Source organism: Kribbella solani, assembly GCF_014205295.1.
Classification (GTDB): domain Bacteria; phylum Actinomycetota; class Actinomycetes; order Propionibacteriales; family Kribbellaceae; genus Kribbella; species Kribbella solani.
In genome coordinates, this window is record NZ_JACHNF010000001.1 from 2,245,067 (window position 1) to 2,270,664 (window position 25,598).

Genomic DNA, 25,598 nt, shown 5'->3' on the forward strand with positions numbered 1-25,598 from the left:
CGAACGGTATCGCGCCAGGGTTGCCCCTTCAGGTGGCGGGTTGCCCCCCGTGAATTCGAGGGGGCAACCCTGCGGCCGAGGGGATGCCCTCTGGAGTGGAGGGTTGTGCGGTCAGGAGTCTTCGAGGCGGAAACCGACCTTCATGCCGACCTGGTAGTGGTCGATCTGGTTGTCGACGACGTGCCCGCGGATCTCGGTCACCTCGAACCAGTCGAGATGCCGCAGCGTCTCACCGGCCCGCGCGATCCCGTTCGTGATCGCCTGGTTCACGCCTTCCTTGGAGGTGCCGACGATCTCGGTCACCCGGTACGTGCGATCCGTCATGAATCCAACCTTCTTCCATCCTGGCTGCGCCCGGGCGGAGGACGCGGCGTACCGTTGGTCCTGGTGAGGAGGATAGATGTCGAGACGCCATGAGCGGAGCGACGCGGACGTCATTTCGGTGACCAGCGCCCAGCCTGGCCGGTCCGAGGACCTGGACAGCCGGATCGTCAAGTACGCGTGGATGATGTCGATCCGGATCGTCTGTTTCGTGCTCGCCGTGCTCACCCCGTCGCCGTGGCGCTGGCTGTTCGTGGTCGGCGCGATCGCCTTGCCGTACTTCGCGGTCGTCCTCGCGAACGCGCACCGGTCCGCGGCTACCCCCGCCGCGGACCCGTACCTGGCCCCCGCGCGGCCCGCGATCGGGGAACGTCCGACGGTGGTCGTGCCCACGGATCAGGACGTGAGTGATGCTCGGGAAACCGACACCGAAAAGTGATCTGGGTCGGGACTGGAAAACATGTGCCAATCCGTGTCAGAATCTCCCGCGTGCTCTGAAGTTCGAGATAGAAATTCAGGGACTTGATGCGGCGTCGGACGGCTCCCCCCGTGGCTGTCCGACGTCGCTTCATTTTGTCCGGCGCTCAATTTGTCCACGCTATTGATTATTGAGGCATCAGGAATGCAGAGGAATGGCAGCGAAGTCTGCTCCGCGCGTGGCTGCGGCAACCCGGCCACCTGGGCCTTGCGCTGGAACAACCCGAAGATCCACACGCCGGACCGGCGGAAGACCTGGCTCGCCTGTGACGAACACAAGGAGAGCTTGTCCGACTTCCTCGGCCGGCGGTCATTCCTGCGCGAGACCGAACCATTCAGCTGACGAATGCACTGACCACCGGATAGCGAAAAACCGCATTTCCGGATTGGTCCGGTCTGGTCTCAACCGCCGATCGCGGACATCGGCCGGACCGGTTGCAGGAAGCTCGGGTCGTTGATGCCATGGCCGGGCAGTTTGTTCGCCATCGCGCGCCGCCACCGATCGGCAAGTTCGGCATCGTCGGCGCCGTCCCGGAGCGCGGTCCGCAGATCCGATTCGGTCCGGGCGAACAGGCAGTCCCGGACCTGGCCGTCGGCGGTCAGCCGGACCCGGTCGCAGTCACCGCAGAACGGCCGGGTGACGGACGCGATGATTCCCACCGCCCGCGGCCCGCCGTCGATCACGAACGACTCGGCCGGCGCGCTCCCCCGCTTCGACGCGTCGTCCGGCGTCAGCGTGAACCGCTCCGACAACTTCGCCAGGATCTCGTCGGCGGTGACCATCGTGGCCCGGTTCCAGCCGTGCTGCGCGTCCAGCGGCATCTGCTCGATGAACCGCAGTTCGTACCCGTGGTCGAGGCAGAACTCCAGCAGCTCCGGTGCCTCGGTGTCGTTCACGCCGCGCATCAGGACCGCGTTCACCTTCACCGGCGTCAGGCCCGCCTCCCGCGCGGCGGCGAGCCCGGCGAGTACGTCCTTCAGCCGGTCCCGGCGGGCGAGCTGCTGGAAGGTGTCCGGCCGGATCGTGTCCAGGCTCACGTTCACCCGGTCCAGACCGGCTTCCTTCAGCGCGGCCGCCTGCCGGGCCAGACCGATCCCGTTGGTCGTCAGCGAGACTTCCGGCCGCGGTTCGAGTGCCGTCGTACGCGCCACGATGCCGACCAGGCCGCGGCGCAGCAGCGGCTCGCCACCGGTGTACCTGACCTCGCGGACGCCGAGGTGCGTGACCGCGACCGAGACCAGCCGGATCACCTCGTCGTCGGTGAGCAGCTCGGGCTTGCCGAGCCAGTCCAGCCCTTCCTCGGGCATGCAGTACGTACAGCGCAGATTGCAACGGTCCGTGAGCGAGACCCGCAGGTCCGTGGCGACCCGGCCGTACCGGTCGGCCAGACCGTGCTGTGTCGTCTCCTGGATCGCCGTCATCACTCCAGCCTACGTGCCGAGTGCAGCTCATTTCAGGGTATGGCTTAAGTTCGAGATGTGGGTCGCATCCTGAATGTCCGCTGGATCACCGCCGCGCTGGCGATCCTGGTACTCGCCGCCGTCTGCATCGCGCTCGGCCGCTGGCAGCTGCACCGGCTCGACGAGCGCAAGGCGCGGAACACCGTCACCCGGACCAACCTGGCCGCGGCGCCCGCGCCGCTCGACCAGATCCTCGGCCCGCGGGGCGTCGTCGGCGACCAGCACGCCTGGCGTACGGCTACGGTGACCGGGAAGTACGACGCCTCGAAGCAGATCGTGCTCAAGTACCGCAACGTCAACGACAAGCCCGGCTTCGAGATCGTCACGCCGCTGATGCTGCCGAACGGCAAGGCGGTCCTGGTCGACCGTGGGTTCCTGGCCCGGCAGAGCTCCGAGCTGATGCCGCAGCACGTGCCCTCCGTTCCCGGCGGCGAGGTGACCGTGACCGGCCGCCTGCAGCGCAGCGAACGCGGCGGCCACACCTCGGGCGGCACGCCGGAGGACGGGACGGCGCGCCTGATCAACGGACCGGACTACGCCAAGGTCCTCGGCCTGAACCTGTACGACGGGTACCTGACGATCGACAAGCAGGAACCGGCCAACGACGCGGCGTTCGGCGCGTTCCCCGGACCGGAGATCGACGACGGGCCACACTTCTTCTACGCGCTGCAGTGGTTCTTCTTCGCCCTGCTCGCGGTCGGCGGACTCGTCTACTTCACCAGACAGGGAGGGCGCGATGACAAGTCGGAGGACGACGAAGTCGTCGAGCGGTCCGAAGCCCGTGCCGGAGCGGCGGATTGAGGACTACGCGCTGATCGGTGACCTGCAGACCGCCGCGCTGGTCTCGAAGCAGGGCTCGATCGACTGGCTGTGCTTCCCGCGGTTCGACTCGCCGGCCTGCTTCGCCGCCCTGCTCGGCAGCGACGACAACGGGCACTGGCGGATCGCGCCGCGGGACGCCGACGCCGTGAGCAGCAGGCACTACCGGGGCGACACGCTCGTACTCGAAACCGAGTGGTCGACGCCGTCGGGTTCGGTCCGGGTGATCGACTTCATGCCACCGCGGGACGCGGCCCCGGACGTCGTACGGATCGTGGAAGGCGTCAGCGGCTCGGTCGAGCTGCGGTCCGAGCTGAAGCTGCGGTTCGACTACGGTCACGTGGTGCCGTGGGTACGGCGATCCGATGGGCAGATCGACGCGATCGCGGGGCCGGACGCGGTTTCGTTGCGGTCCGACGTGCATCAGTACGGGCGGGATCTGACCACGTACAGCGACTTCCGGATCGGCGCGAACGACCGCGCGTGGTTCGTACTCACCTGGCATCCGTCGCACCACACGGTACCCGAGCCGACCGACGCGCTCGGGTCGCTCGAACCGACGGAGACGTTCTGGACCGACTGGATCGGGCGTACGAGCCGCGCGACCGATGTCAGCGAGGAAGTCACCCGTTCCGTGCTGACGCTCAAGGCACTCACGTACGCGCCGTCCGGCGGCATCGTCGCGGCCCCGACCACGTCCTTGCCGGAGGCACTCGGCGGCGGCCGGAACTGGGACTACCGGTACTGCTGGTTGCGCGACGCAACGATGACGCTGTCCGCGATGCTGCGGGCCGGCTACACCGACGAGGCCGAAGCCTGGCGGAACTGGCTGCTCCGCGCGATCGCCGGCTCCCCCGAGGACCTGCAGATCATGTACGGCGTGACCGGTGAACGCCGGCTGACCGAGTTCGAGGCCGGCTGGCTGCCCGGGTTCGGCTCGTCGGCGCCGGTCCGGATCGGGAACGCGGCCGCCGAACAACTGCAGCTCGACGTGTACGGCGAAGTGATGGACGTACTCGCCCTGGCCCGCGAGGCGCAGATCGGGGCGACCGACGAAGCCTGGCAGGTGCAGCGCGGCCTGATGCGCCACCTGGAGGACGTCTGGGACCAGCCCGACGAAGGCATCTGGGAGGTCCGCGGCGGCCGGCAGCACTTCACGTACTCGAAGGTGATGGCGTGGGTCGCGTTCGACCGGGCGGCGCGCGCGGTGGAGCGGTTCGGGCTGAGCGGTCCGGCGGCGGAATGGAAGGCGCGCGCGGCCGAGATCCACCAAGAGGTCTGCGACCAGGCGTACGACCCGGACCGGAACTCGTTCACCCAGGCGTACGGCAGCAAGGCGCTGGACGCGGCCGTACTGCTGATCCCGCAGGTCGGCTTCCTGCCGGCCGACGATCCGCGCGTGGTCGGGACAGTGGACGCCGTGCAACGGGAGCTGGCGTCGGACGGGTTCGTCCGGCGGTACCTCACCGAGCACACCGACGACGGCCTGGAAGGCGACGAGGGCACGTTCCTGATTTGCTCGTTCTGGCTGGCGGACTCCTTGGCGATGATCGGCCGGGTCGGCGAAGCCCGGGACCTGTACGAGAAGCTGGTTGCCCTGCGCAACGACGTCGGCCTGCTGGCGGAGGAGTACGACGTGAACTCCGGCCGGATGCTCGGCAACTTCCCGCAGGCGTTCTCACACCTCGGCCTGGTCAACACCGCCTGGCACCTGACCACCGCCGAATCACCGCTGCGCCGATCGGCCTACTGAGCACTTCTTGCCGTCGGCCACTGTTCGAGGTGCGCGGCCGGGGGTGGTGCGGCAGGATGGTGGTGTGGACCTTGGACTGCGCGACCGCACCTACATCGTCACCGGCGCCAGCGCCGGGCTCGGCTTCGCCACCGCGAAGGCGCTGGCCGGCGAGGGCGCCCGGCTGGTGATCTCCAGCCGGAACGAGGAGTCGATCGCGCGCGCCGCCGCCGAGCTCGGCGAGAACGTCGTCGGCATCCCGGTCGACAACGCCGACCCGGACAGCGCGGAGCGGCTGGCCGCGACCGCGATCGCCAAGTGGGGCGCGCTGCACGGCGCGCTGATCAGCGTCGGCGGCCCGCGGCCCGGCAGCGCGCTCGAATCCACCGAGGACGACTGGCGGGCGGCCTTCGACAGCGTCTTCCTCGGCGGCCTGCGGATCGCCCGCGCGGTCGCCCGGGCCGGCTCGGAGGATACGTCGATCGCCTTCGTACTCTCCTCGTCGGTGAAGGCACCGATCAGCGGCCTGGCGATCTCCAACGGCCTGCGCCCCGGCCTGGCGATGGTGGCGAAGACGCTGGCCGACGAGCTCGGCCCGAAGGGCATCCGCGTCAACGGCCTGATGCCCGGCCGGATCGCCACCGCCCGCCTGACCGAGCTGGACGGCAAGTCCGGTGACCCCGACGCGGCCCGGCGCGCCGCCGAGAAGACCATCCCGCTCCGCCGGTACGGCACCCCCGACGAGTTCGGCCGCGTCGCCGCCTTCGTCCTCTCCCCCGCCGCGTCGTACCTGACCGGCACGATCCTCCCGGTCGACGGCGGCGCCCTCCGCTCGCTCTGAGCACACCAGCGGATATCCACTGCTCTTGTGGGTTCTCCACCGGTGTACGGGTGGAGAACCCACGACACGGGTGGATATCCACTCGTGTTGTGGCCCGGGGTGCGGGGCCGGGTCAGCCCCACTGGCCGGGGACGTAGTCGCCGGCCGGTTGCTGGGTGAGGACGTTCAACCGGTTCCAGGTGTTGATTCCGGCGATCGCGACGACCAGCGCGGCCAGTTGCTCCTCGCTGTAGTGCTTGCTCGCGTTCAGCCACACGTCGTCAGGAACCCCTCCGGCCCCGTCGGCGATCCGAGTGCCGGCCTCGGCCAGCTCCAGGGCGGCGCGTTCCGCATCGGTGTACACGGTGGCCTCGCGCCAGGCAGCGACCAGATTGATCCGCACCGCGGACTCACCGTGGTGCGCCAGGTCCTTCGAGTGCATGTCGACGCAGACGGCGCAGCCGTTGATCTGGCTGACCCGAAGCTCGAGCAGCTCCAGCGTGGCGAGCGGGATTCCAACATCCATCGCGACCCGCGCACCGGCGTTGAAGTGCTTGACGAACTTCCCCAGCACCGGGTTGGTGAACAGGTCCAAACGGGCGTTCATAGTGATGTCTCCTTCGCGTTTTCGCTGACACCACTACGACGGGACACCTCCGCGAAGTGTCAGGTCTCGATCCGGTTGCCCTGCTCGTCCCAGTGCTCGGCGACCTTCTTGCTCGGCTGCACGCGAGGCGGTTCGCCCGGCATTTTCGGATAGTCCGGCGGGAAGTTCAGCTCGCCGCCCGGCAGGTCCTCCCACAACCGGAGCAGTGCATCCAGCGCGTACGCCGTGTCGTCGATGTCCGACCACGGATCACCGTCCGACAAGTACTCCGGGACCGTGTGCAGGTTGTACTTCCGCGGGTCGTCCACCTCCGCGAGGTGCGCCCAGCTCATCGGCGTACTGACCGGTGCTCCGGGTCGCGGACGCAACGACCAGGCGCCGGCCACGGTCCGGTCGCGGAGGTTCTGGTTGAAGTCGAGGAAGATCGACGCATCGCCCCGCTCCTCTTTCCACCAGGCGGTCGTCACCCGGTCGTCGCGGCGCTCCAGCTCCCGGCCGAGACCGATCGCCGCGTGCCGGACCTGGTCGAAGCTCCACTCCGGCTGAATCCGGACATAGATGTGAATCCCCCGGTTCCCACTGGTCTTCGGGTACCCTCGCAGGCCCAGCTCTTCGAGCAGCTCCTTGGCGACGCCGGCCACCTGCCGGGCGTCCGCGAAGGTCGCACCTGGTTGTGGATCGAGGTCGAGGCGCAGCTCGTCCGGGCGGTCCAGGTCGGTCTTGCGCACCGCCCACGGGTGAAAGGTCAGCGTGCCCATCTGCGCCGCCCACACCACGGCCGCGAGCTCGGTCAGGCACAGCTCGTCGATCGGGCGGCCGTTCGGCGTCAGTACGCGACAGGTTTCCAGCCAGTCCGGCGCGCCTTTGGGCAGGCGCTTGGAGTAGAACCCGTCACCGGTCTGGCGGCCGATCGAGTCGACCGACAAGGTCATCCCCTCGCGCCAGCCGCCGGGCCAGCGCTCCAGCGCGACCGGACGGTCGCCGGACGCGTGCATGAACGCCGGGCCGACGGCGATGAAGTACTCGCAGACCTGCTGCTTGGTGACCGCCGGCGCCCATTCGGTCGCCTCGTACACGACCCGGTCCGGGCTGGTGACCCGGACCTCCCGCTCGCCGACGGGGACCATCACGGCTGTGCTCTTCGCCATGCCGAGACGGTATCTCCCCGGGCCGACAAACCCCGGCAGCTCAGCATCTCGGCACCCGGGCCGGTCGGAAAGGGCAAATCTTCTTCACCTCTGGCCACGGTAGGTGACCGGGCGGTAACGTTCCATCACCTCGTTCCTGGGGCGTGAGGCCCCCGGGACACCTGACAAGGAGCGCGAGGATGAACAGATCCGCCCTGTTCGCCGCTGCCACCGCAGTGGTGACCACTACCACCCTCGGACTGACCAGCGCCACCACGGCAAGCGGTGCGCCAACCGGCTCCGCAGCCGCGAAACCCTCCCCGGCCGCGGCCGTCGCGGACGCGCGGGCAGCGATCAGCAGCAACCTCAACGCGTTGCGGGCCACCACGGCCGACGCGTTCGTGGTCAAGGACGTGATCGTCGACGCCGACGGCGCCAGCCACGTCCGGATGGACCGGACCATCGGCGGCCTGCCCGTACTCGGCGGCGATGTCGTCGTACACCAGGCCAAGGACGGCGCGTTCAGGAGCGCCAGCCTGACCCTGACCCGGAGCGCCGACGTCGGCCGTGCGCCCAAGGTGAGCGTCGCGACCGCGACCGCCAATGCAGTCGCGAAGGGCCTGACCGCGCAGGGCAAACCGAGTCTGGTGATCGAGGCCCGCAAGGGGGCCCCGCGGCTGGCCTACCTGGTCACCACCGCCGGCACCCAGAAGGACGGTACGCCGAGCCGCATCACCACCACGATCGACGCCCTGACCGGTGCCAAGCTGGTCAGCGAGCAGCACATCGAAACGGCCACCGGTGATGGCAAGAGTCTGTACTCCGGCACGGTCCCGCTGGAGACGAGTGCGGCGACCGGCGGCTTCACACTGACCGACGCGACCCGCGGCAACGGCTTCACCGCCGACGCGAACAACAAGACCGACTCGATCCTCTGTCAGCTGTTCCAGCTCGGCTGCCCGACGCCGACCCGGTTCACCGACGCGGACAACCACTGGGGTACGGGTACCAACGCCGACCGCGCTACTGCCGCCGTCGACGCCCACTACGGCGCCGAGACCACGTTCGACTACTACAAGAACGTGCACGGCCGGAACGGCATCTTCGGTGACGGCAAGGGCGTACCGAGCCGCGTGCACTACGGCACCAACTACGTGAACGCGTTCTGGGACGGCAAGCAGATGACGTACGGAGACGGTGACAACGTCGCCGCCGGACCGTTGGTCTCGCTCGACGTGGCCGGTCACGAGATGTCCCACGGCGTCACCGAGCACACCGCGAACCTCACGTACTCCGGTGAGTCCGGCGGCCTGAACGAGGCGACCAGCGACATCTTCGGCACCCTGGTCGAGTTCTCCGCGAACAACGCGTCCGACCCGGGCGACTACTACATCGGCGAGAAGATCATGAAGGACCGCCCGGCGCTGCGCTTCATGGACAAGCCGAGCAAGGACGGCAAGTCGCCGGACTGCTACTCCTCCGGCGTCGGCAACCTGGACGTGCACTACTCGTCCGCGATCGCCAACCACTTCGCGTACCTGCTCGCCGAAGGCACCGGCGCGAAGACGATCGGCGGGCTGCCGCACGACTCGACGGCCTGTGACGGTTCGACGCTCACCGGCATCGGTCACGACAAGCTCGGCAAGATCTGGTACCGCGCGCTGACCACGTACATGACCAGCGGCACCACGTACGCCCAAGCCCGAACCGCCACCCTCAACGCCGCCACCGACCTGTACGGCGCGACCAGCCCCGAGCGCGCCGCCGTCGCGGCCGCCTGGACCGCCGTCGCGGTGAACTGACCGAATGACGGGTTGTGTGACCGCTGGCGCGTTGCAGCAGGCCAGCGGTCACACAACCCGGTAGCGGCTGAGTGAATGATCACCCGTGCGTTCCGTGGCATCGCCGGGTGTTCATGTGTTGGGGCTTGGAACGGTCACTGGCCGGTGTGAGAATCCGGGCCATGTCTGCCCTGAACCGACCGCGACGCCGCCTGGGCGCCCTCGCGGTCACGACCAGTCTCTTCGCCTCCGGGCTCGCGGTGGCGATCGCCGCCGCGCCCGCGCAGGCCGTTTCGGCCGATGTGGTCATCACCGAGGTGTACGGCGGTGGCGGCAACAGCGGCGCGCCGTACACCAACGACTTCGTTGAGCTGACCAACAACAGCTCCGCCCCGGTCGACGTGAGCGGCTGGTCGATCCAGTACGCGTCCGCGGCCGGCGCGTCGTGGCAGGTCACGAAGCTGACCGGCAGTATCGCGCCGGGCGCCGCGTACCTGATCCAGGAGGGCGGCGGCGCCAACGGCCAGCCGATGCCGACGCCGAACGTGACCGGCACGATCCTGATGTCCGCCACCGCGGGCAAGGTCGCCCTGGTCACCAACCAGACCGCGCTCGCCTGCGGCTCCGGCTGCCACGCCGACCCCGCCGTCCGCGACTACGTCGGCTTCGGGACGGCGAACGACTCCGAGACAGCGCCCGCGCCCGGCCTGTCGAACACGACCTCGGCCGCCCGGTCGAACCCGAAGCAGGACACCGACAACAACAGCGCGGACTTCGTCGCGGGCAACCCGTCGCCGGGTACGCTGACCGGCGGGCCGGCCGAGCCGCCCGTGGACGCGAAGATCCACGACATCCAGGGCGCCGCGCACCGCTCGCCGTTGGAAGGCAAGCGGGTCGGCAACGTCACCGGCGTGGTCACCGCGAAGAGCGGCAACGGGTTCTGGTTCCAGGACACCCAGCCGGACGGCAACCCGGCCACCAGCGAGGGCATCTTCGTCTTCACCAGCTCCGCGCCGACGGTCGCGGTCGGCGACGCGCTGAACATCGAGGGCACGGTCGCCGAGTTCCGCCCCGGCGGCTCCGGCGGTACGACGAACCTCACCACGACCGAGCTGACCAACCCGAAGGTCACGGTGACGGGTACGGCCGCCGTGCCGGCTCCGACCATCGTCGGCGCGGGCGGCCGGGTGCCGCCGTCGACGGTCATCGACGACGATTCGAAGGGTGACGTCGAGACCACCAGCACCGCCTTCGACCCGCGGAACGACGGTCTGGACTTCTGGGAGTCGCTGGAGGGCATGTGGCTCGGCATCAACCAGCCTGAGGTCACCGGTCCGACCAGTTCGTTCCGGGAGATTCCGGTCGTACCGGCCGGTTCCGGCGTACGTACGGTCCGCGGCGGAATCCTCTTGCAGAAGACCGACAGCAACCCCGAGCGGGTCATGCTCGACGACGTACTGGCGCCGATGCCCGACGCGAAGACCGGCGACAAGCTGGCCGGCGTGGTGACCGGCGTGCTCGACTACTCGTTCGGTAACTACAAGTTCCTGCCGCCCACGACGCCGGCGGTGATCGACGGCGGGCTGAAGCGCGAGGTCACCAAGCCGTCATCGCCGGCGCAGTTGTCCGTGGCCACGTTCAACGTGGAGAACCTGGACCCGAACGACGGGGACGCCAAGTTCGACGGGCTGGCGCAGGTCGTCGTCCGTAACCTGGCCGCGCCGGACATCGTCGGGCTCGAGGAAGTGCAGGACAACGACGGCGCGATCAACTCCGGTACCACCGCCGCCGACAAGACCCTGAACCTGCTGACCGCCGCGATCGTGAAGGCGGGCGGACCGAAGTACGCGTGGCGGCAGATCGACCCGGTGAACAACGCGGAGGGCGGCGAGCCGGGCGGCAACATCCGGGTCGCGTTCCTGTACCGGACCGACAAGCCGCTGAAGTTCGTCGACACCCCGGGCGGTGGCTCGACGGTCGCGACCACGATCACCACCGACCGGGCCGGCCGCCCGCACCTGAGCGCGTCACCGGGCCGCGTCGACCCGGCCAACCCGGCCTGGGCCGCCACCCGGGTGCCGCTCGCGGGCGAGTTCAAGTGGCACGGCAAGACGGTGTTCGTGGTGGTCAACCACTTCAGCTCGAAGGGCGGCGACGACCCGCTTTGGGGCCGGTTCCAGCCGCCGGTTCAGTCCAGCGCGCCGAAGCGGCACCAGCAGGCCACCGCGGTCCGCGGGTTCGTGGACCAGATCCTGGCCAAGGACAAGGGCGCCAACATCGTCGTCCTGGGTGACCTGAACGACTTCGACTGGTCGCAGACCGCGGACATCCTGGTCGGCTCCGGCAAGACCGCGCTGGTCGACCTGCCCCGGACGCTCCCGCTCCCGGAGCGGTACAGCTACGTCTTCGAGGGCAACAGCCAGATCCTGGACCAGATCCTGATCTCGCAGAACCTGCGCCTGGCCGCGTCGTACGACGTGGTGCACATGAACGCCGAGTTCCCGGACCAGATCTCCGACCACGACCCGCAGGTGGTGAAGCTGATCCCGTTGCCGTCGTGGGTCCACTGACCTGACGGGACGCTTACGTCGTGGGGCCCGGACGTGCTTCGGCTTGTCCGGGCCCCGATACTTGAGACGTGACAGATTCCACCAAGGACTACGCCGTACAGAAGTCAGACGCGGAGTGGAAGGCGCAGCTGTCCCCTGCCGAGTTCCAGGTGCTGCGCAAGGCCGGTACGGAGCGGGCGTTCACCGGTGAGTACACCGACACCAAGACGGTCGGCGTGTACAAGTGCCGGGCGTGTGACGCGGAGCTGTTCCGCAGCGAATCCAAGTTCGAGTCGCACTGCGGCTGGCCGTCGTTCTTCGCACCGCTCGCCGAGGACCGGGTCGAGTACATCGAGGACTCCACCCTCGGCATGAAGCGCGTCGAGGTCCGCTGCGCCAACTGCGGCTCGCACCTGGGCCACGTCTTCGAGGGCGAGGGCTACGAAACCCCCACCGACCTCCGCTACTGCATCAACAGCATCAGCCTGACCCTCGGCCCAGCCTGAGTCAGACCACCGGTCACCCGGTCTGGTCCTAGACTGGGTCGGCTGGTGGCTCCTCGGAAGGGAAATTGGTGGCTGACGACATCCGTACACCGCGGGTTCTGGATGTGCTGGCGGCGGCGGAGCCGTGGGAGGTGCCGGCCGAGTGGATCGCGGGAGTCCGGGCCCGGTTGCAGGCCTGGGCGGGCGATCCGCACTCGCTCCGGCCGTTGCGCGGCGACGCGTTCCCGGATTTCGTCAAGGGCACCCCGGCCGCGGTCTGGTTCACCCATCAGGTGGCACCGCTGCTGACCGGCTGGATCCCGGTGCTGCACGGCGACTACGCGGACATCTCGTCCCACCTGACCCATGACTTCCACCGCTCCGCGACGCGGTTGGGTGGCTCCGGCCACGTCATCTACACGGCGCCGACCGACTGGCATCTGCAAGCGATCGCCGGCGCCCGCGGCTTCCGCGAGGCCGGCCGCAAGCAGGCACTGCAGCTGTCCCGCGACGTCGTCAGCCAGTTCGTGGACGCCCCGCCGATGGCGGCCCGCGCCGCCGCTCTGACGGCCGCCTTCGACCGCGCGCTCACCGACCGGCAGAGCGCCCACCTGCACATGACCGGCGAGTACGAGGAGATCGTCAGCTACTGGCGAAACGACGCGCTGAAGGACAGTGAGCGCGCCGTACTCCCCGAGCTGGCCGGCCCGACCGCCGCGCTGCGGTACTCACTGAACGCGATCCGCGACGCGCACGCCCGGCTGCTGATGACCACCCCGGACGAGTACGCGGGTGACTTCGCTCAGCTGATGGCCGAGCTGATCCTCGCCACCCGGCTGCGCGGCATCCCGCAATCGGTCGCGACGATCCTCGGCAGCGCGACCCAGGACGTCGAGAAGGCACTCAGCGACATTCACCAGACCTTCAGCGCGCAAACGTGGTTCGGTCATGTCCACCAGTGGCTGTCGCGCGCGATCCGGCACGACCAGGCGGACCTGGCGCGTACGTGGGGTGCCGCCGCGACCCGCGTTTCGATCCACCTGGCCGGCGTACTCAGCAAGGGCGCCTGGCCCGAGCCGGAGGTGCCGGACCTGACGTCACTGTTCCGCGTCCTCGACCGGGAGCGCTGGAGCATGGAGACCGCGGCCGGAGCGGATCAGGCCACCTCACTGTCGGATGCCTGGCACACAGTCCACGACGAGCCGGCGACCGGTTCCGCGGCGAGCGGCGGCGAGCTCGACGAGCCGCTGCCCGCGCCGGTCGACTTCAGCGAGAACCCGCTCGCCGAGCTCGACTCACTGATCGGCCTGGAGTCGGTCAAGGACGCGGTCCGCCGGATGGTGGCCGAGGTGAAGACCAACCTGCGGCGTACGGAGCTGGGCCTGCCCAGTCATGAGCGCGCCCGGCACATGGTGTTCGTCGGCAAGCCCGGTACCGCGAAGACCACGATCGCGCGACTGCTCAGCCGGATCTACCACCAGCTCGGCGTACTCGAGAAGGGCCATGTGGTCGAGGTCGACCGGTCCGATCTGGTCGGGTCCAGTGTCGGTACGACCGCCCCGATGACGGCCGGCAAGTTCCGGGACGCCCTCGGCGGCGTGCTGTTCGTCGACGAGGCGTACACGCTGGTCCCGGAGAACACTCCGGGTGACTACGGCCTGGAAGCGGTCGCGACGATCCTGAAGCTGATGGAGGACCACCGCAACGACTGCATCGTGATCGTCGCCGGGTACCACCGCGAGATGCAGCGGTTCATGGAGTCCAACACCGGTCTGCAGTCCCGGTTCCCGAAGCTGCTGTCGTTCAGCGAGTACGACACCGATCAGCTGGTCGCGATCTTCGAGCTGCAGGCCCGGCAGAAGGGCATGATCTACGGCGAGGAAGTGCTGGACAAGGTCCGCAGCGTGATCCCGCCGGCGCCGCGTGGGCACAACTTCGGCAACGGCCGGTTCATCCGGAACATCCTTGAGGAAGCGATCTCGAACCAGGCCACCCGGTTGTCGACGCGTAATCCGGACAGCCTGACCGAACGCGACCTGCGCGAGCTGATCCCGATCGACGTCAAGCCGCCGACGTCGATGCGCGCCGAGGACTACCTGCTGCAGAAGCCCGGGACGTAAACCTCCCCAAACCGGTTTGGGGAGGTTTACCCACCCGATTCGGGCAGCGGCACTCCCCGGTCCAAGTGGCACCCCTCCCCGAACCGGTTTGGGGAGGGTGGAGATGCGGGGGTGGGGTGGGGTCAGACCGGGGTGGCGAGGGCGACCGGGTTGCCTTCCGGGTCGGCGAGGTAGCCCTGGCGTTCGCCCCACGGCATCGTGGCCGGCTCTTGCAGGACCGGGTGGCCGGCCGCGCGGAAGCGCTCCACCTCGGCGTCGACGTCATCGACGTACACGAACAGCTCGAACCGCGGGCCGGTGCCGACGGTGATACCGAGTTGCGCCTCCGGCCAGTCCGCGACCGCGATGCCCAGCGACGAGTCGCCCCGCTCGAGCCCGACGTAGTGCGGGTCGCCCTCGAGCGGGAACTGGTACGTCGACTGGTAGCCGAGCAGCGTGTAGAACTCGACGGACCGGCGTACGTCGCTGACGTACAGGACCGGAAACGCCTTGCGGGTCATCAGACGAGATTGGCGATCAGTTCGGCGACGCCGGTGCGCTTGCCGGTGTAGAACGGCGTCTCCTCGCGGACGTGCCGGCGCGCCGTCGACGCCCGGAGGTCACGCATCAGGTCGACCATCCGGTGCAGCTCGTCGGCCTCGAAGGCGAGCATCCACTCGTAGTCGCCGAGCGCGAAGGACGCGACCGTGTTCGCACGGACATCCGGGTAGCCGCGGGCCTGCTGACCGTGCTCGGCCAGCATGAACCGCCGCTCCTCGTCCGGCAGCAGGTACCACTCGTACGAGCGGACGAACGGGTACACGCAGACGTACGCCCGCGGCTCCTCGTCGGCCAGGAACGCCGGGATGTGGCTCTTGTTGAACTCGGCCGGCCGGTGCAGCGCGAACTGCGACCAGACCGGAACCAGGTGCCGCCCGAGCCGCGAGCGGCGCAGCTGGTGGTACGCCTGCTGGAGCGCGTCCGAGGTCGGCGCGTGCCACCAGATCATGAAGTCGGCGTCGGCGCGGAACCCCTCCACGTCGTAGATCCCGCGGATCACCACGTCCTCGGCGGCGAGCTTCCCGACCAGGTCGTTCAGCTCGGCGGTCAGTTCGTCCCGGTCGGCGTCACCGAGCGGTGTCTCGACCTTGAACACCGACCACAGCGTGTACCGGATGACGTTGTTGAGTTCACGTGCTTTCGGCTTACCAGTCACGACTTCATTGTCTCCAATGCCTCCAGGTGCGCCCGCACCCGGGTGGCCGCCTTACCACCGGACGCGATACACGCGGCGATTCCGACACCACGGTAGGCCGCTCCGCAGACCGCCAGGCCGGGTACGCCGGCAACCGCGGTCTCGACCCGATCGACCCGGTCCAGATGCCCGACCGCGTACTGCGGAAGGCCGCCGCCCCAGCGCGTCACCAGGGATCCGATCACGGGTGTGTCCAGCCCGATCGCCTGCTTCAGATCCGACACCGCGAGCGCGACGAGCTCTTCGTCGGAGCGTTGCAGCACGTACTCCTCACCGAGCCGGCCGACCGATGCACGCAGTACGGCCAGGTCTCCCCCGGCCTCGGCCGACCATGCCCACTTCGCGTGCGAGTAGGTGGACGCCTTGATCGTGCGCCCTTCCACGGACGGCACCAAGAACCCGGACCCGGTCGCGCCGTCCGGCCAGTCGGTCTTACGTACCGCGAGCGTGACGATCGCCATACTCGCGTACTCGATGGTCGCCAGCTCGGTCGACGCGGCCGGCACCAGGTCCGTCAGCATCCGCGCCGCGGGCGCCGCCGGCACGGCGACGATCACCGCATCCGCGTTCAGGTACGTCGGCGCGGGCACCGGACCTGCCTCCAGTACGTAGCCGTCGGCGTCCTTGGTGATCCGGCGCACCGCGAGCTTGCGGCGGATGTCGACACCACGGGCGGTCAGGTCCTGCTCCAGGGCACTGATGATGCGATTCACGCCGCCGACCACGCCCGCGAACACGGGTTGACCGGCGCGTGTCTGACCCAGCTCACGCAGCTCGGCGGTGGCGGCGAGCAGGCTCGGCGCAGTGCGCAATTTCGCGTACAGGTCGGGCACCGCGGCCGCGAGGGAGATCTCCTCGGCCTTGCCGGCGTACACGCCGCCGAGCAGCGGGTCGATCAGCTTGTCGGTCACGGATGCGCCCATCCGCTCGGCGACAAACCGGCCGATCGCGACATCCTCGGTCAGCGCAGGCGCCGGCAGCTCGGCCTCGTGCGCGACCTGCTCCGCCGCATCCGTCCCGAGTACGTCGGTGGTCGCGGCGGGGTCCACGGGTACGCCCATCACGGTCGGCGGGATCGCGCGGATCCGGTCGCCGACCCACAGGCCCGCCGAGGTGGTCGCCGGGTGCACGACCTCGTCGCCGAGCCCGAGCGCGCGGATCAGCTCGATCCCCTCGGGCCGCCGGGCCAGCACCGACTCGGCGCCCAGGTCGACCGGTACGCCCGCGACCTCGCCACCGGCCAGCTTCCCGCCGAGCCGCGGTGAACCTTCCAGCACGGTGATCCGCGGCGGATTCGGTCCCGTCGCCAGTGCGTGCGCGGCGGCCAGGCCGCTGATCCCGCCGCCGACGACCACTACCCGGCTCACATGTCCGCCAAGATCAGCTCGTACTTCGTACCCGGCCCGAGGCTGGTGTGGGTGGACGCGACCGGCCGGAACCCGGCCTTGGTCAGGACCGCCTGGGAGGCCGCGTTGTGATTCGAGGCACCGGCCCACAGCGCGGTCAGCCCGTACTCGGTCGCGGCGATTCCGATCAGCGCCCGGACCGCTTCGGACGCCAGCCCCTGGCCGGTCCACTTCTCCGCGATCCGGTACCCGAGCTCGGCCGCGCCGTTCTCGAGATCGACCAGGTTCACCCGGCCGGCCACCGCGCCGGAGTCATCCACCAGTACGTGGAAGCGGCAGACGCCTGCCGCCTGCTCCGCGAGCAGGGCCGCGTGCCGGGTTGCGAAAGTGGCGAAGTAGTCGTCGCCACGGTCCGTGATCCAGGACGCGAAGTACGCCCGGTTCTCCTGCTCGAACGCAAGGACCGCCTCGGCGTGCTCCGCCGTCAGCAGTTCCAGGGTGACCGGGTGATCCGGCAGCCGGATCACTTCTTGGACTGGACGTACTTGACCACGCGGGTCAGCACGTCCGGGTCGGCGTTCGGGGGGACGCCGTGGCCGAGGTTGAAGATGTGGCCGGGCGCCGCCTTGCCCTCCTCAAGGATGCGGTCCAGCTCGGGCTCGATCGCGTCCCAGCCCGCGAACAGCAGCGCCGGGTCGAGGTTGCCCTGCACCGGCTTCGGCGCGCCCCCGGCGGCGGTGATCCGGCGGACGGCCTCGTCCAGCGGAACGCGCCAGTCGACGCCGACCACATCAGCGCCGGCCGCGCTCATCAGGCCGAGCAACTCGCCGGTGTTCACGCCGAAGTGCACCCGCGGCACGTCGTACGCCTTCATCGCGTCCAGGACCTTCGCCGAGTGCGGCAGCACGAAGCGTTCGTAGTCGCGCGGTGACAACCCACCGGCCCACGAGTCGAACAGCTGGATCGCCGACGCGCCCGCCTCGACCTGCACCGACAGGTACGCGATCGCGACGTCGGCCAGCCGGTCCGCCAGCGCGTGCCACAGCTCCGGGTTGCCGTGCATCATCGCCTTGGTCTTCGCGTAGTCCTTGCTCGGCCCGCCCTCGACCAAGTACGACGCGACCGTGAAGGGGGCGCCCGCGAAACCGATCAGCGGCGTACCCGCGAGCTCGGTGACGAGCTGTTGCACCGACTCGGTGGTGAACGTCACGTCGGCCGGGGTGACCGGGCGGACCGTGGCGACACCGGCGGCGTCCCGGATCGGGTCCGCGACCACCGGGCCGACGCCCGGCTTGATCTCGATGTCGAACCCGGCCGCCTTCAGCGGCAGCACGATGTCGGAGTAGAAGATCGCCGCGTCGACGCCGTAACGGCGGACCGGCTGCAGCGTTATCTCGACGACGAGCTCCGGCCGCAGACACGACTCGAGCATGCTGATCCCCTCCCGTACCGCCCGGTACTCGGGCAGCGCCCGGCCCGCCTGGCGCATGAACCACACCGGCGTGTGCGGCGGCCGCTCACCCCGGGCGGCCAGCAGGTAGGCGGAACGGTCGGCGAGCGGTAACGTCGAAGGCACACAGCGATGATCCCACGCGGTCCCCGGCGCCCGGACGGCTGGTCGCGCCCAGTTACCGGCGCGTCGTCGCAGGCGTCGGTGCGTAATCAGTCGTAGGCTGCCGATATGGGTGCCCGCAAGCAGGTCGACGCGCCACCCGCGGAGTTCGCCGAGGCAGTCTCGCAGTTACGAGGTGCCCGGTTCCGGCCCGAGGTTTTCGTCGAGGAGATGCCCGCACCGCAGCGGATAGCACCGCACGCGGCCGCGGTCAGCGCGGACGTGACGGTCGACGGTGACGATGTCGCCACCGGCCGCTTGGTCGTCCTCTACGATCCCGCGGGGAACGACGCCTGGCAGTCGACCTTCCGCTGTGTCGCGTACGTGCGTGCCGCCGTCGAACCGGAGATGGTGACCGACGCGCTGCTCGGCGGCGTGGGCTGGACCTGGCTGATGGAGGCGCTCGCCGACCGCGGCGCCGACTACCTGGCACCGAGCGGTACCGTGACCAGGGTGGTATCGGAGAGCTTCGGCGGGATGGCCGACGACGACGCGACCGCGGAGATCGAGATCCGCGCGTCCTGGAGTCCCGTGCCCGGCGCCGGTGGGCTGGTCGACGTGACCAGGCACGCCGAGGCCTGGGGCGAGGTGCTCTGCACGGCGGCCGGGCTGCCGCCGGTTCCGCCGGGGGTGGTCGCGATGCCGACCCGGCGCGGACAGCGGGGCCGATGAGTTCAGCCGACCCGCAACCGTCCACGCCCGCCATGCCGTCAGCGGCGGACGACCCGATCGCGAACCTGCCCCTGCTGGAGCTCAGGGACGGGCTCTCGGAGGTCGTCGACAGCGATCCCGCGCTCGAAGACACGGTCGAGGCGTTCCGGTCCGGCAGCGGCCCGGTCGCCGTCGACGCCGAGCGCGCCTCCGGCTACCGCTACTCGCACCGGGCGTACCTGGTGCAGCTGCGCCGCGAGGGCTCGGGCTCCGCGCTGGTCGACCCGATCCCGTTCGGGGACCTGTCCGCGCTGGGTGACGCCATCGTCGACACCGAGTGGATCATCCACGCCGCCAACCAGGACCTGGCCTGTCTGGCCGAGGTCGGGATGGTGCCGCGGAAGGTGTTCGACACCGAGCTCGCCGGGCGGCTGCTCGGCTACCCGAAGGTCGGGCTCGCCTCGCTGGTCAGCGAGGTCCTCGGCTACCGGATGCGGAAGGAACACTCCGCCGCCGACTGGTCGTCGCGACCGCTGCCGGCCCCCTGGCTGGTGTACGCGGCGCTCGACGTCGAGATGCTGATCGAGCTGCGGAACGCGATCGAGCAGGAGCTGCGCCGCGAAGGCAAATGGGAGTGGGCCGAACAGGAGTTCACCTCGATCCTGGACGCGCCACCGCGAGAACCGAAACCCGATCCGTGGCGGCGTACGTCCGGGATGCACCGGGTCCGCAACCGCCGCAGCCTGGCCGTCGTCCGCGCGCTCTGGGAGGCCCGGGACCAGATCGCCGAATCCGCTGACATCTCCCCCGGCCGGATTCTCCCGGACGCCGCCATCGTCGAGGCCGCGTCCGCGATGCCGGTCGACCGGGACACTCTGCAGCGCCTGACCGCGTTCAAAGGCCGGGGCGCGCACCGCCACATGCGTACCTGGTGGGAGGCCGTCGACCACGCGCGCCGGCTGCCCGAATCGCAACTCCCCAAACAAGGCCCGAGGTACGACGGCCCGCCGCCGGCTCGCGCCTGGGCCGACCGCGACCCGGACGCCGCCGCCCGCCTGTCGGCCGCCCGCGCCGCCGTCGCCGAGATCGCCGAGGCGCACCGCCTCCCCACCGAGAACCTGCTGGCCCCGGACACCATCCGCCGCCTCGCCTGGTCACCTCCCGAAGAGGTGAACCTCGAGGTGATCACGGCCTTCCTCCGCGACCACCACGCCCGCCCTTGGCAAATCGGCCTCACCGCCGAGGTCCTCACCGCCGCCATGACCTCCGAAGCCGCACCCCTCGACTAGACCACCTCCGCCTGCTGATCGCCGGTCGTCAGGTCCGCGCGGATCTGGGTACGAAGGGTCAGGACGATCTGGAGTACGCCGAGCAGGATGACCGTCGCGATGATCGCGAAGATCTGCCGGTAGCTGAGCAGACCGACGAGCAGACTGCCGAGCGCCAGCGAGATGGCTTGTGGGGTGGACACGAGCACATCGACCGCGGTCGACACCCGGCCGATCAGGTGCCGTGGTGATCGTCGCTGCATCAGCGTCGTGAAGGACACGAACGTCCACGGCAACCCGACCCCGCAGATGGCCGCGCCGACCAGTACGACGGTCATCGTCGGCGCGACGATACACACGACGGTCGAGGCGGCCAGGGCGGTCAGGCCGGCCGCACAGACGACGATCGCACCGAAGCGCCGGACCGCGGGCCCGGCCGTCAGCCCGCCGGCGATCGCGCCGACGCCCTGACAGGTCACGAAGACGCCGGAGAACGTCGGCGGCTTGCCGAAGGCATCCATCAGCGCGTAGATCGACGACTCGAAGAAGCCGATGACGAGGATCGAGATCGCCATCCCGGTGAGTACGTGCCGGAGTACTCGGTCGCCGGCCAGGAACCGTACGCCACCCATGACCTCATCGCGGAAGCTGTGCCGCTCCGGGGCCGGCGCCTCGGTCACCTTGATGGTCGCGATCAGCAGTCCGGCGATGGTGAACGTGGCCGCGTCGACCACCGCCACCAGCCAACCACCGGCCGTCGCGAAGATCGCGGCACCGACCAGCGGGCCGAACAGGCGGTACCCCTCCTTGATCGTGGCCAGGCTGGAGTTCGCGTCGACGAGCAGCTCGTCCGGCAGCAAGTCCTTGAGCAGTCCGTTCACCGCCGCGGGCAGTACGACGAACGAGACGCCGTACAGGAACGCGACGACCCAGATCAGCCAGACATCGCCGGCATCGCGGACAAGCACCAGCGGGAGCACCGCCACCGCGCTGGCGAAGTTGCCCCAGACCAGGATCGCCTTGCGCGGCAATCGGTCCACCCAGAGACCGAGCAGCGGCGCACCGAGCGCCGGCAGCACCATGAAGAAGAACGTCAGGCCGGCCATCGCGTTCGACCCGGTCAGGGTCTTCACCCACATGCTCAGCACGAGCAGCATCACCGAGTCGCCGAGCATCGACGTACTCAGCCCGCCGAAGAGGAGCGGGAATCCCGGCTGCGCGAACAACTTCCTCATGCCGGCTCGACCCCGGGAAAGTACACGGGTACGCCCCAGGAGACGAACTCGCACAGCCGGGCGCCCGCCGGCCGCTGCGCCGGATCGGTGAGCCGCTGCACGTGCCGATCCAGGACGGTGTTGATCGCGTCGTTCATCTCTTTGAGCTCGTCAGCGGTCAGCCAGGCGACCATCTCGACATTGCTCCGCGCCGCACGCCACTGCTCGGACTCCTCCGGCGCACGCTGCTGCGACTCCCGCAGCCGGTCGATCGCCCGGCTCATCACCACCTCGGACAAGGCCTGCGCCGCTCGCCGCTCTTCAAGGGAGGCCGCCGCGTGCTCCTCGTCCCAGCGAAACCCCAGCCCGGGCACCTGCCACGGCCGCTGCCGCCCCTTCCCACCCTCGGCCTCGACGACGAACCCGTGCTGCGCCAGCTTGCGCAGGTGCCACGAGCAGTTGGCGGGCGTCTCGTCCAGCCGCTCGGCCAGCTCGGACGCGGTCAGCGGTCCGTCGATCGACAGGATCTCGACGATCGCCATCCGGACGGGATGCGCCAGGGCATTCAGCTCGCGCGGGTCACTCAAACTCCGATGCGGTTCCGGCATGCATCGAAACTACCCTTTCGAAAGAGCTGTTGCAATGCATCGCGGCAGGCGTACAAATGAAGATCCCCGCCACGATGGACGTGGCGGGGATCCTGGAGCTGACGGGCTCAGCTGGTCGGGAGCTGGGCTTCGATCGCGGTGGTGATCTCGGTCGACTCCGGCTCGGTGCGGGGGCGGAAGCGGGCGGCGACGGTGCCTTCGGGGGTGATCAGGAACTTTTCGAAGTTCCACTGGATGTCGCCGGATTCGCCTTCGGCGTCGGGGGTCAGGGTCAGTTCGGCGTACAGCGGGTGGCGGGCGTCGCCGTTGACCTCCAGCTTGTCCAGCATCGGGAAGGTGACGCCGTACGTGGTCGAGCAGAACGTCTCGATCTCCTCGGCCGAACCTGGCTCCTGGCCGCCGAACTGGTTGCACGGCGCGCCGAGGACCGTGAAGCCGCGGGACCCGTACTTCTGCTGCAGCTTCTCCAGACCTTCGTACTGCGGCGTCAGCCCACACTTCGACGCCACGTTCACCACCAGGACCGCCTTGCCCTTGTACTCCCCCAGCGACGTGGCGGCACCGGACAAGGTGGTCAACGGAATGTCGTACAGGCTCATGCTCATCCTTCGGAGATAGGGAGATGACGGGCGAGAAAGTCCTCGGTACGGCGCCAGGCCAGCGCCGACGCCGCCGGGTGATGGAACATCGGCAACGGGTTGTCGAACGCGTGCCCCGCGCCGTCGTACCGGTGCACCTCGGCGCCGTTCAGGGCCGGCACGATCGCGTCGACGTCCAGGTACGCGTCGGCGTTGCCGAAGTGGTGCAGGCTGGTCGTACGCGGTCGCAGCTCGAGCAATCGCGGCAGCGCGGAACCGTAGTAGCTGACCAGTACATCAGGCGACGACACGGCGGCCACGTTGTACCCGAGCCCGCCACCGAAGCAGAACCCGACCACGCCGGTGGACCGGTCGCGCGCCCGCAAGTACTCCAGCGAGGCGACCGAATCACGCACGGCCTGATCCCAGTCGAGCCGGTTGACGGTATCCATCGCGCGCGGCAGCAGCTCGGGCGAGGACTCGTCGAGCTCGGTGTCGTCGAGCCGCCAGTAGATCTCCGGGGCGATCACGTAGTACCCGAGCGCGTGCAGGTCCGCCGCGCGCTGCTTGATGTAGCCGGAGACGCCGAAGATCTCCTGCAGTAGCAGGATTCCCGGCGCGCTACTGCCGGCGGTTCCCCACTCGTGGACTGGTATCAGACCCGTGCCGGTGTCGATCTCCCGTTGCTTCTGGGCAGTCACACCGTGAAGCGTACGGCCTCGGTGGTGACCGTTCGCGGCGCGGGTGCCGGCATCCAGGCCTTCGTTTCCTCGATCGCGTCGACCAGCAACTGGTACAGCCGTTCGTCCGGGTTCGGTACGCACGCCTGCGAAATGCCCTCGACGGCACACGACACCGCTCGGGGCGCGGTCCGGCGGGCGAAATCAGGCGTGGTACGACGGGCCCGGTGGGTGAACGAACGCGCCCACTTGGTCGCCGCGGGCACCGACTCGAGCGCGGCCAGCGACTCCGGCTGGATGTCGTGCAGCGGGCGGCCCTCCACCAGCGCGAGCTGCTTCTCCCCCACCAGCAGCGCGACGGCCAGGATGTACTGGCGCTCCTGCGACACGATCGGCAACGCGTGCCGGATCGTGCGCGCGGTCACCCGGGGTACGACGTGCGGGTCGTCCGGGGTCAGCCCGATCACCGACGGGATCAGCGGCGCGAGCCGGGACCGGCCGGCGTCGGTCGTGCAGTCGTTGACGTCGCGCGCGACGCCCGCGAGCAGTGGATGAGTACAGGCTGGGTGGTCCGACCACGGCTCACCGGCCAGGTACGACGCGAACTCCATGAAGCAGGCGCCCTTGCGTGGACTGCGGTGCTTCCCCCGGCTCAGAACCGGCACGGACAGATCGACATTGTTCATGGAACAACTCCTGTAGCGCGGTGAATACCAGCATGCGCCGAATCGCGGCCGGACGCTACGGGTAGCCGGATCCTGCTGTGAGCTCCCACACAGGCGGGGGTGCTTTGGAGTACTGTTACCGACGGGTAGCATCTAGCTAGATTTCCCGAACCCCACAGAGGAGGGCCGCTGTGCCCCGTGAGATCCGCGACGTCGTCTTCGTCGACGGCGTGCGCACCCCGTTCGGCAAGGCCAAGGGCCAGTACGCCGAGACCCGCGCCGACGACCTGGTGATCAAGTGCATCCGGGAGCTGCTGCGGCGCAACCCGGGTCTCCCCCCGGAGCGCGTGGACGAGGTCGCGATCGCGGCCACCACCCAGATCGGCGACCAGGGCCTCACCATCGGCCGCACCGCCGCCCTGCTGGCCGGGCTGCCACAGACCACCCCCGGGTACGCGATCGACCGGATGTGCGCCGGTGCGATGACCGCCGTCACCACCACCGCCGCCGGGATCGCGTTCGGCGCGTACGACGTGGTAGTGGCCGGCGGGGTCGAACACATGGGCCGGCACCCGATGGGCGAGGGCGTCGACCCGAACCCGCGGATCATCGCCGAGAAGCTGGTCGACACGTCCGCGCTGGTGATGGGTTCGACCGCGGAGAACCTGCACGACCGGTTCCCGGGGATCACCAAGCAGCGCGCCGACGCGTACGCGGCGGCATCCCAGGAGAAGGCGGCCAAGGCGTACGCGAACGACCTGATCCAGCCGGACCTGGTACCGGTCGCGACCCGGTCGGCCGAGCAGGGCTGGGGGTACGCGAACACCGATGAGCCGATGCGGCCGGGCACGACGGTCGAGGACCTGGCTGGTTTGAAGACGCCGTTCCGCCCGCACGGCCGGGTCACCGCGGGCAACTCGGCGGGTATCAACGACGGCGCGACCGCGTGCGTACTCACCTCGGCCGAGGCCGCGGCAGAGCTCGGGCTGACACCGAAGATGAAGCTGGTGTCGTACGGGTTCGCCGGGGTGGAGCCGGAGGTGATGGGCGTCGGACCGATTCCGGCGACCGAGAAGGCACTGAAGCTGGCCGGGCTGACGATCGACGACATCCAGGCGTTCGAGGTGAACGAGGCGTTCGCCGTGCAGGTGCTGGCGTTCCTGGAGCACTACGGGATCGCGGACGACGATCCGCGGGTGAATCCGTACGGGGGCGCGATCGCGTACGGGCATCCGCTGGCGTCGTCGGGGGTGCGGCTGATGAACCAGCTGGCCAAGCAGTTCGAGCAGCGGCCCGAGGTGCGGTACGGCCTGACCACCATGTGCGTCGGCCTCGGCATGGGCGGAACCGTCATCTGGGAAAACCCGAACTGGGAAGGTGCCGCGTGAGCGCAGCGAACCATTTGTACAGCAGTCACCAAGCTCACTTGAGCTCGGAGCGAAG

The 25,598-nt window shown here is 69.3% G+C and carries 26 protein-coding genes; 12 read left to right on the forward strand and 14 right to left on the reverse strand.

Going from position 1 to position 25,598, the window contains the following annotated elements:
* Nucleotides 1-111: 111 nt before the first annotated feature.
* Nucleotides 112-324, reverse strand: a complete 213-nt coding sequence (locus tag HDA44_RS10055) for a dodecin (RefSeq protein ID WP_184833194.1) — start codon at nt 322-324, stop codon at nt 112-114.
* 76 nt (nt 325-400) lie between these two features.
* On the opposite strand from HDA44_RS10055, the gene HDA44_RS10060 reads away from it, so the two are divergent.
* Complete coding sequence (locus HDA44_RS10060; protein WP_184833196.1) at nt 401-760, forward strand: DUF3099 domain-containing protein; 360 nt, start codon at nt 401-403, stop codon at nt 758-760.
* A gap of 183 nt (nt 761-943) precedes the next feature.
* Complete coding sequence (locus HDA44_RS10065; RefSeq protein ID WP_184833198.1) at nt 944-1,141, forward strand: hypothetical protein; 198 nt, start codon at nt 944-946, stop codon at nt 1,139-1,141.
* Between the two features lie 59 nt (nt 1,142-1,200).
* Here the strand turns inward: HDA44_RS10065 and moaA are convergent, their stop codons facing one another.
* Nucleotides 1,201-2,220 (reverse strand): GTP 3',8-cyclase MoaA, encoded by a 1,020-nt coding sequence (gene moaA, locus HDA44_RS10070; RefSeq protein ID WP_184833200.1) that lies wholly within the window; start codon nt 2,218-2,220, stop codon nt 1,201-1,203.
* A gap of 57 nt (nt 2,221-2,277) precedes the next feature.
* Between moaA and HDA44_RS10075 the strand changes: the two genes are divergently transcribed.
* The 3 genes from HDA44_RS10075 to HDA44_RS10085 all read left to right on the forward strand — a co-directional run bounded on the left by HDA44_RS10075 (nt 2,278) and on the right by HDA44_RS10085 (nt 5,651).
* Nucleotides 2,278-3,060: an SURF1 family cytochrome oxidase biogenesis protein gene (locus tag HDA44_RS10075; RefSeq protein WP_337905803.1), complete on the forward strand. Its 783-nt coding sequence runs from the start codon at nt 2,278-2,280 to the stop codon at nt 3,058-3,060.
* A complete protein-coding gene (locus tag HDA44_RS10080) occupies nt 2,996-4,831 on the forward strand; it encodes a glycoside hydrolase family 15 protein (protein ID WP_184833202.1) in 1,836 nt (611 codons plus the stop codon). Before HDA44_RS10075 ends, HDA44_RS10080 begins: the two co-directional genes overlap by 65 nt.
* A 64-nt stretch (nt 4,832-4,895) precedes the next feature.
* The gene (locus HDA44_RS10085; protein ID WP_184833203.1) at nt 4,896-5,651 is read left to right on the forward strand and encodes an SDR family oxidoreductase; all 756 of its coding nucleotides are present in this window, start codon (nt 4,896-4,898) and stop codon (nt 5,649-5,651) included.
* 112 nt (nt 5,652-5,763) lie between these two features.
* On the opposite strand, the gene HDA44_RS10090 is transcribed toward HDA44_RS10085, so the two are convergent.
* Entirely contained in the window at nt 5,764-6,237 is a 474-nt protein-coding gene (locus tag HDA44_RS10090; protein ID WP_184833205.1) for a carboxymuconolactone decarboxylase family protein, read from the reverse strand.
* Between the two features lie 59 nt (nt 6,238-6,296).
* Nucleotides 6,297-7,385, reverse strand: coding sequence for a DNA polymerase domain-containing protein (locus HDA44_RS10095; protein ID WP_184833207.1), 1,089 nt, complete (start codon nt 7,383-7,385; stop codon nt 6,297-6,299).
* Nucleotides 7,386-7,564: 179 nt separating this feature from the next.
* On the opposite strand from HDA44_RS10095, the gene HDA44_RS10100 reads away from it, so the two are divergent.
* From HDA44_RS10100 to HDA44_RS10115, 4 genes are all read left to right on the forward strand, one after another.
* Nucleotides 7,565-9,166: a M4 family metallopeptidase gene (locus tag HDA44_RS10100; RefSeq protein WP_184833209.1), complete on the forward strand. Its 1,602-nt coding sequence runs from the start codon at nt 7,565-7,567 to the stop codon at nt 9,164-9,166.
* 161 nt (nt 9,167-9,327) lie between these two features.
* Nucleotides 9,328-11,715 (forward strand): lamin tail domain-containing protein, encoded by a 2,388-nt coding sequence (locus HDA44_RS10105; protein WP_184833211.1) that lies wholly within the window; start codon nt 9,328-9,330, stop codon nt 11,713-11,715.
* Between the two features lie 68 nt (nt 11,716-11,783).
* Nucleotides 11,784-12,200, forward strand: coding sequence for a peptide-methionine (R)-S-oxide reductase MsrB (msrB, locus tag HDA44_RS10110; RefSeq protein ID WP_184833213.1), 417 nt, complete (start codon nt 11,784-11,786; stop codon nt 12,198-12,200).
* A 68-nt stretch (nt 12,201-12,268) separates the two neighbouring features.
* Entirely contained in the window at nt 12,269-14,299 is a 2,031-nt protein-coding gene (locus HDA44_RS10115; RefSeq protein ID WP_337905805.1) for an AAA family ATPase, read from the forward strand.
* A 122-nt stretch (nt 14,300-14,421) separates the two neighbouring features.
* Here the strand turns inward: HDA44_RS10115 and HDA44_RS10120 are convergent, their stop codons facing one another.
* From HDA44_RS10120 to hemE, 5 genes are read right to left on the reverse strand one after another with little or no spacing between them, the layout of a single operon-like run.
* Complete coding sequence (locus tag HDA44_RS10120; protein WP_184833215.1) at nt 14,422-14,799, reverse strand: VOC family protein; 378 nt, start codon at nt 14,797-14,799, stop codon at nt 14,422-14,424.
* Nucleotides 14,799-15,494: a hydrogen peroxide-dependent heme synthase gene (hemQ, locus tag HDA44_RS10125; protein ID WP_337905806.1), complete on the reverse strand. Its 696-nt coding sequence runs from the start codon at nt 15,492-15,494 to the stop codon at nt 14,799-14,801. The genes HDA44_RS10120 and hemQ overlap by 1 nt, the downstream gene beginning before the upstream one ends.
* Nucleotides 15,491-16,900: a protoporphyrinogen oxidase gene (gene hemG, locus HDA44_RS10130; RefSeq protein ID WP_184833217.1), complete on the reverse strand. Its 1,410-nt coding sequence runs from the start codon at nt 16,898-16,900 to the stop codon at nt 15,491-15,493. The genes hemQ and hemG overlap by 4 nt, the downstream gene beginning before the upstream one ends.
* Nucleotides 16,897-17,406: a GNAT family N-acetyltransferase gene (locus HDA44_RS10135; protein WP_337905807.1), complete on the reverse strand. Its 510-nt coding sequence runs from the start codon at nt 17,404-17,406 to the stop codon at nt 16,897-16,899. Before HDA44_RS10135 ends, hemG begins: the two co-directional genes overlap by 4 nt.
* A complete protein-coding gene (gene hemE / locus HDA44_RS10140; RefSeq protein WP_184833219.1) occupies nt 17,403-18,455 on the reverse strand; it encodes a uroporphyrinogen decarboxylase in 1,053 nt (350 codons plus the stop codon). Before hemE ends, HDA44_RS10135 begins: the two co-directional genes overlap by 4 nt.
* A gap of 105 nt (nt 18,456-18,560) precedes the next feature.
* Between hemE and HDA44_RS10145 the strand changes: the two genes are divergently transcribed.
* Nucleotides 18,561-19,163: a DUF3000 domain-containing protein gene (locus HDA44_RS10145; protein ID WP_184833221.1), complete on the forward strand. Its 603-nt coding sequence runs from the start codon at nt 18,561-18,563 to the stop codon at nt 19,161-19,163.
* Entirely contained in the window at nt 19,160-20,431 is a 1,272-nt protein-coding gene (locus tag HDA44_RS10150; RefSeq protein ID WP_184833223.1) for an HRDC domain-containing protein, read from the forward strand. The genes HDA44_RS10145 and HDA44_RS10150 overlap by 4 nt, the downstream gene beginning before the upstream one ends.
* Here HDA44_RS10150 and HDA44_RS10155 read toward each other — a convergent pair.
* From HDA44_RS10155 to HDA44_RS10175, 5 genes are all read right to left on the reverse strand, one after another.
* Nucleotides 20,428-21,645 (reverse strand): MFS transporter, encoded by a 1,218-nt coding sequence (locus tag HDA44_RS10155; protein WP_184833225.1) that lies wholly within the window; start codon nt 21,643-21,645, stop codon nt 20,428-20,430. The genes HDA44_RS10150 and HDA44_RS10155 overlap by 4 nt on opposite strands.
* Nucleotides 21,642-22,232: a winged helix-turn-helix domain-containing protein gene (locus tag HDA44_RS10160; RefSeq protein ID WP_184833227.1), complete on the reverse strand. Its 591-nt coding sequence runs from the start codon at nt 22,230-22,232 to the stop codon at nt 21,642-21,644. The genes HDA44_RS10155 and HDA44_RS10160 overlap by 4 nt, the downstream gene beginning before the upstream one ends.
* 107 nt (nt 22,233-22,339) lie before the next feature.
* The gene (locus HDA44_RS10165) at nt 22,340-22,831 is read right to left on the reverse strand and encodes a glutathione peroxidase (RefSeq protein WP_184833229.1); all 492 of its coding nucleotides are present in this window, start codon (nt 22,829-22,831) and stop codon (nt 22,340-22,342) included.
* A gap of 2 nt (nt 22,832-22,833) precedes the next feature.
* Nucleotides 22,834-23,511 carry a dienelactone hydrolase family protein gene (locus HDA44_RS10170; protein ID WP_184833231.1) on the reverse strand — a complete coding sequence of 226 codons (678 nt, stop codon included), beginning with the start codon at nt 23,509-23,511 and terminating at the stop codon, nt 22,834-22,836.
* A complete protein-coding gene (locus HDA44_RS10175; protein ID WP_184833233.1) occupies nt 23,508-24,176 on the reverse strand; it encodes a hypothetical protein in 669 nt (222 codons plus the stop codon). The genes HDA44_RS10170 and HDA44_RS10175 overlap by 4 nt, the downstream gene beginning before the upstream one ends.
* Nucleotides 24,177-24,346: 170 nt before the next feature.
* Between HDA44_RS10175 and HDA44_RS10180 the strand changes: the two genes are divergently transcribed.
* A complete protein-coding gene (locus HDA44_RS10180; RefSeq protein WP_184833235.1) occupies nt 24,347-25,543 on the forward strand; it encodes an acetyl-CoA C-acyltransferase in 1,197 nt (398 codons plus the stop codon).
* The last annotated feature ends 55 nt before the right edge of the window (nt 25,544-25,598 follow it).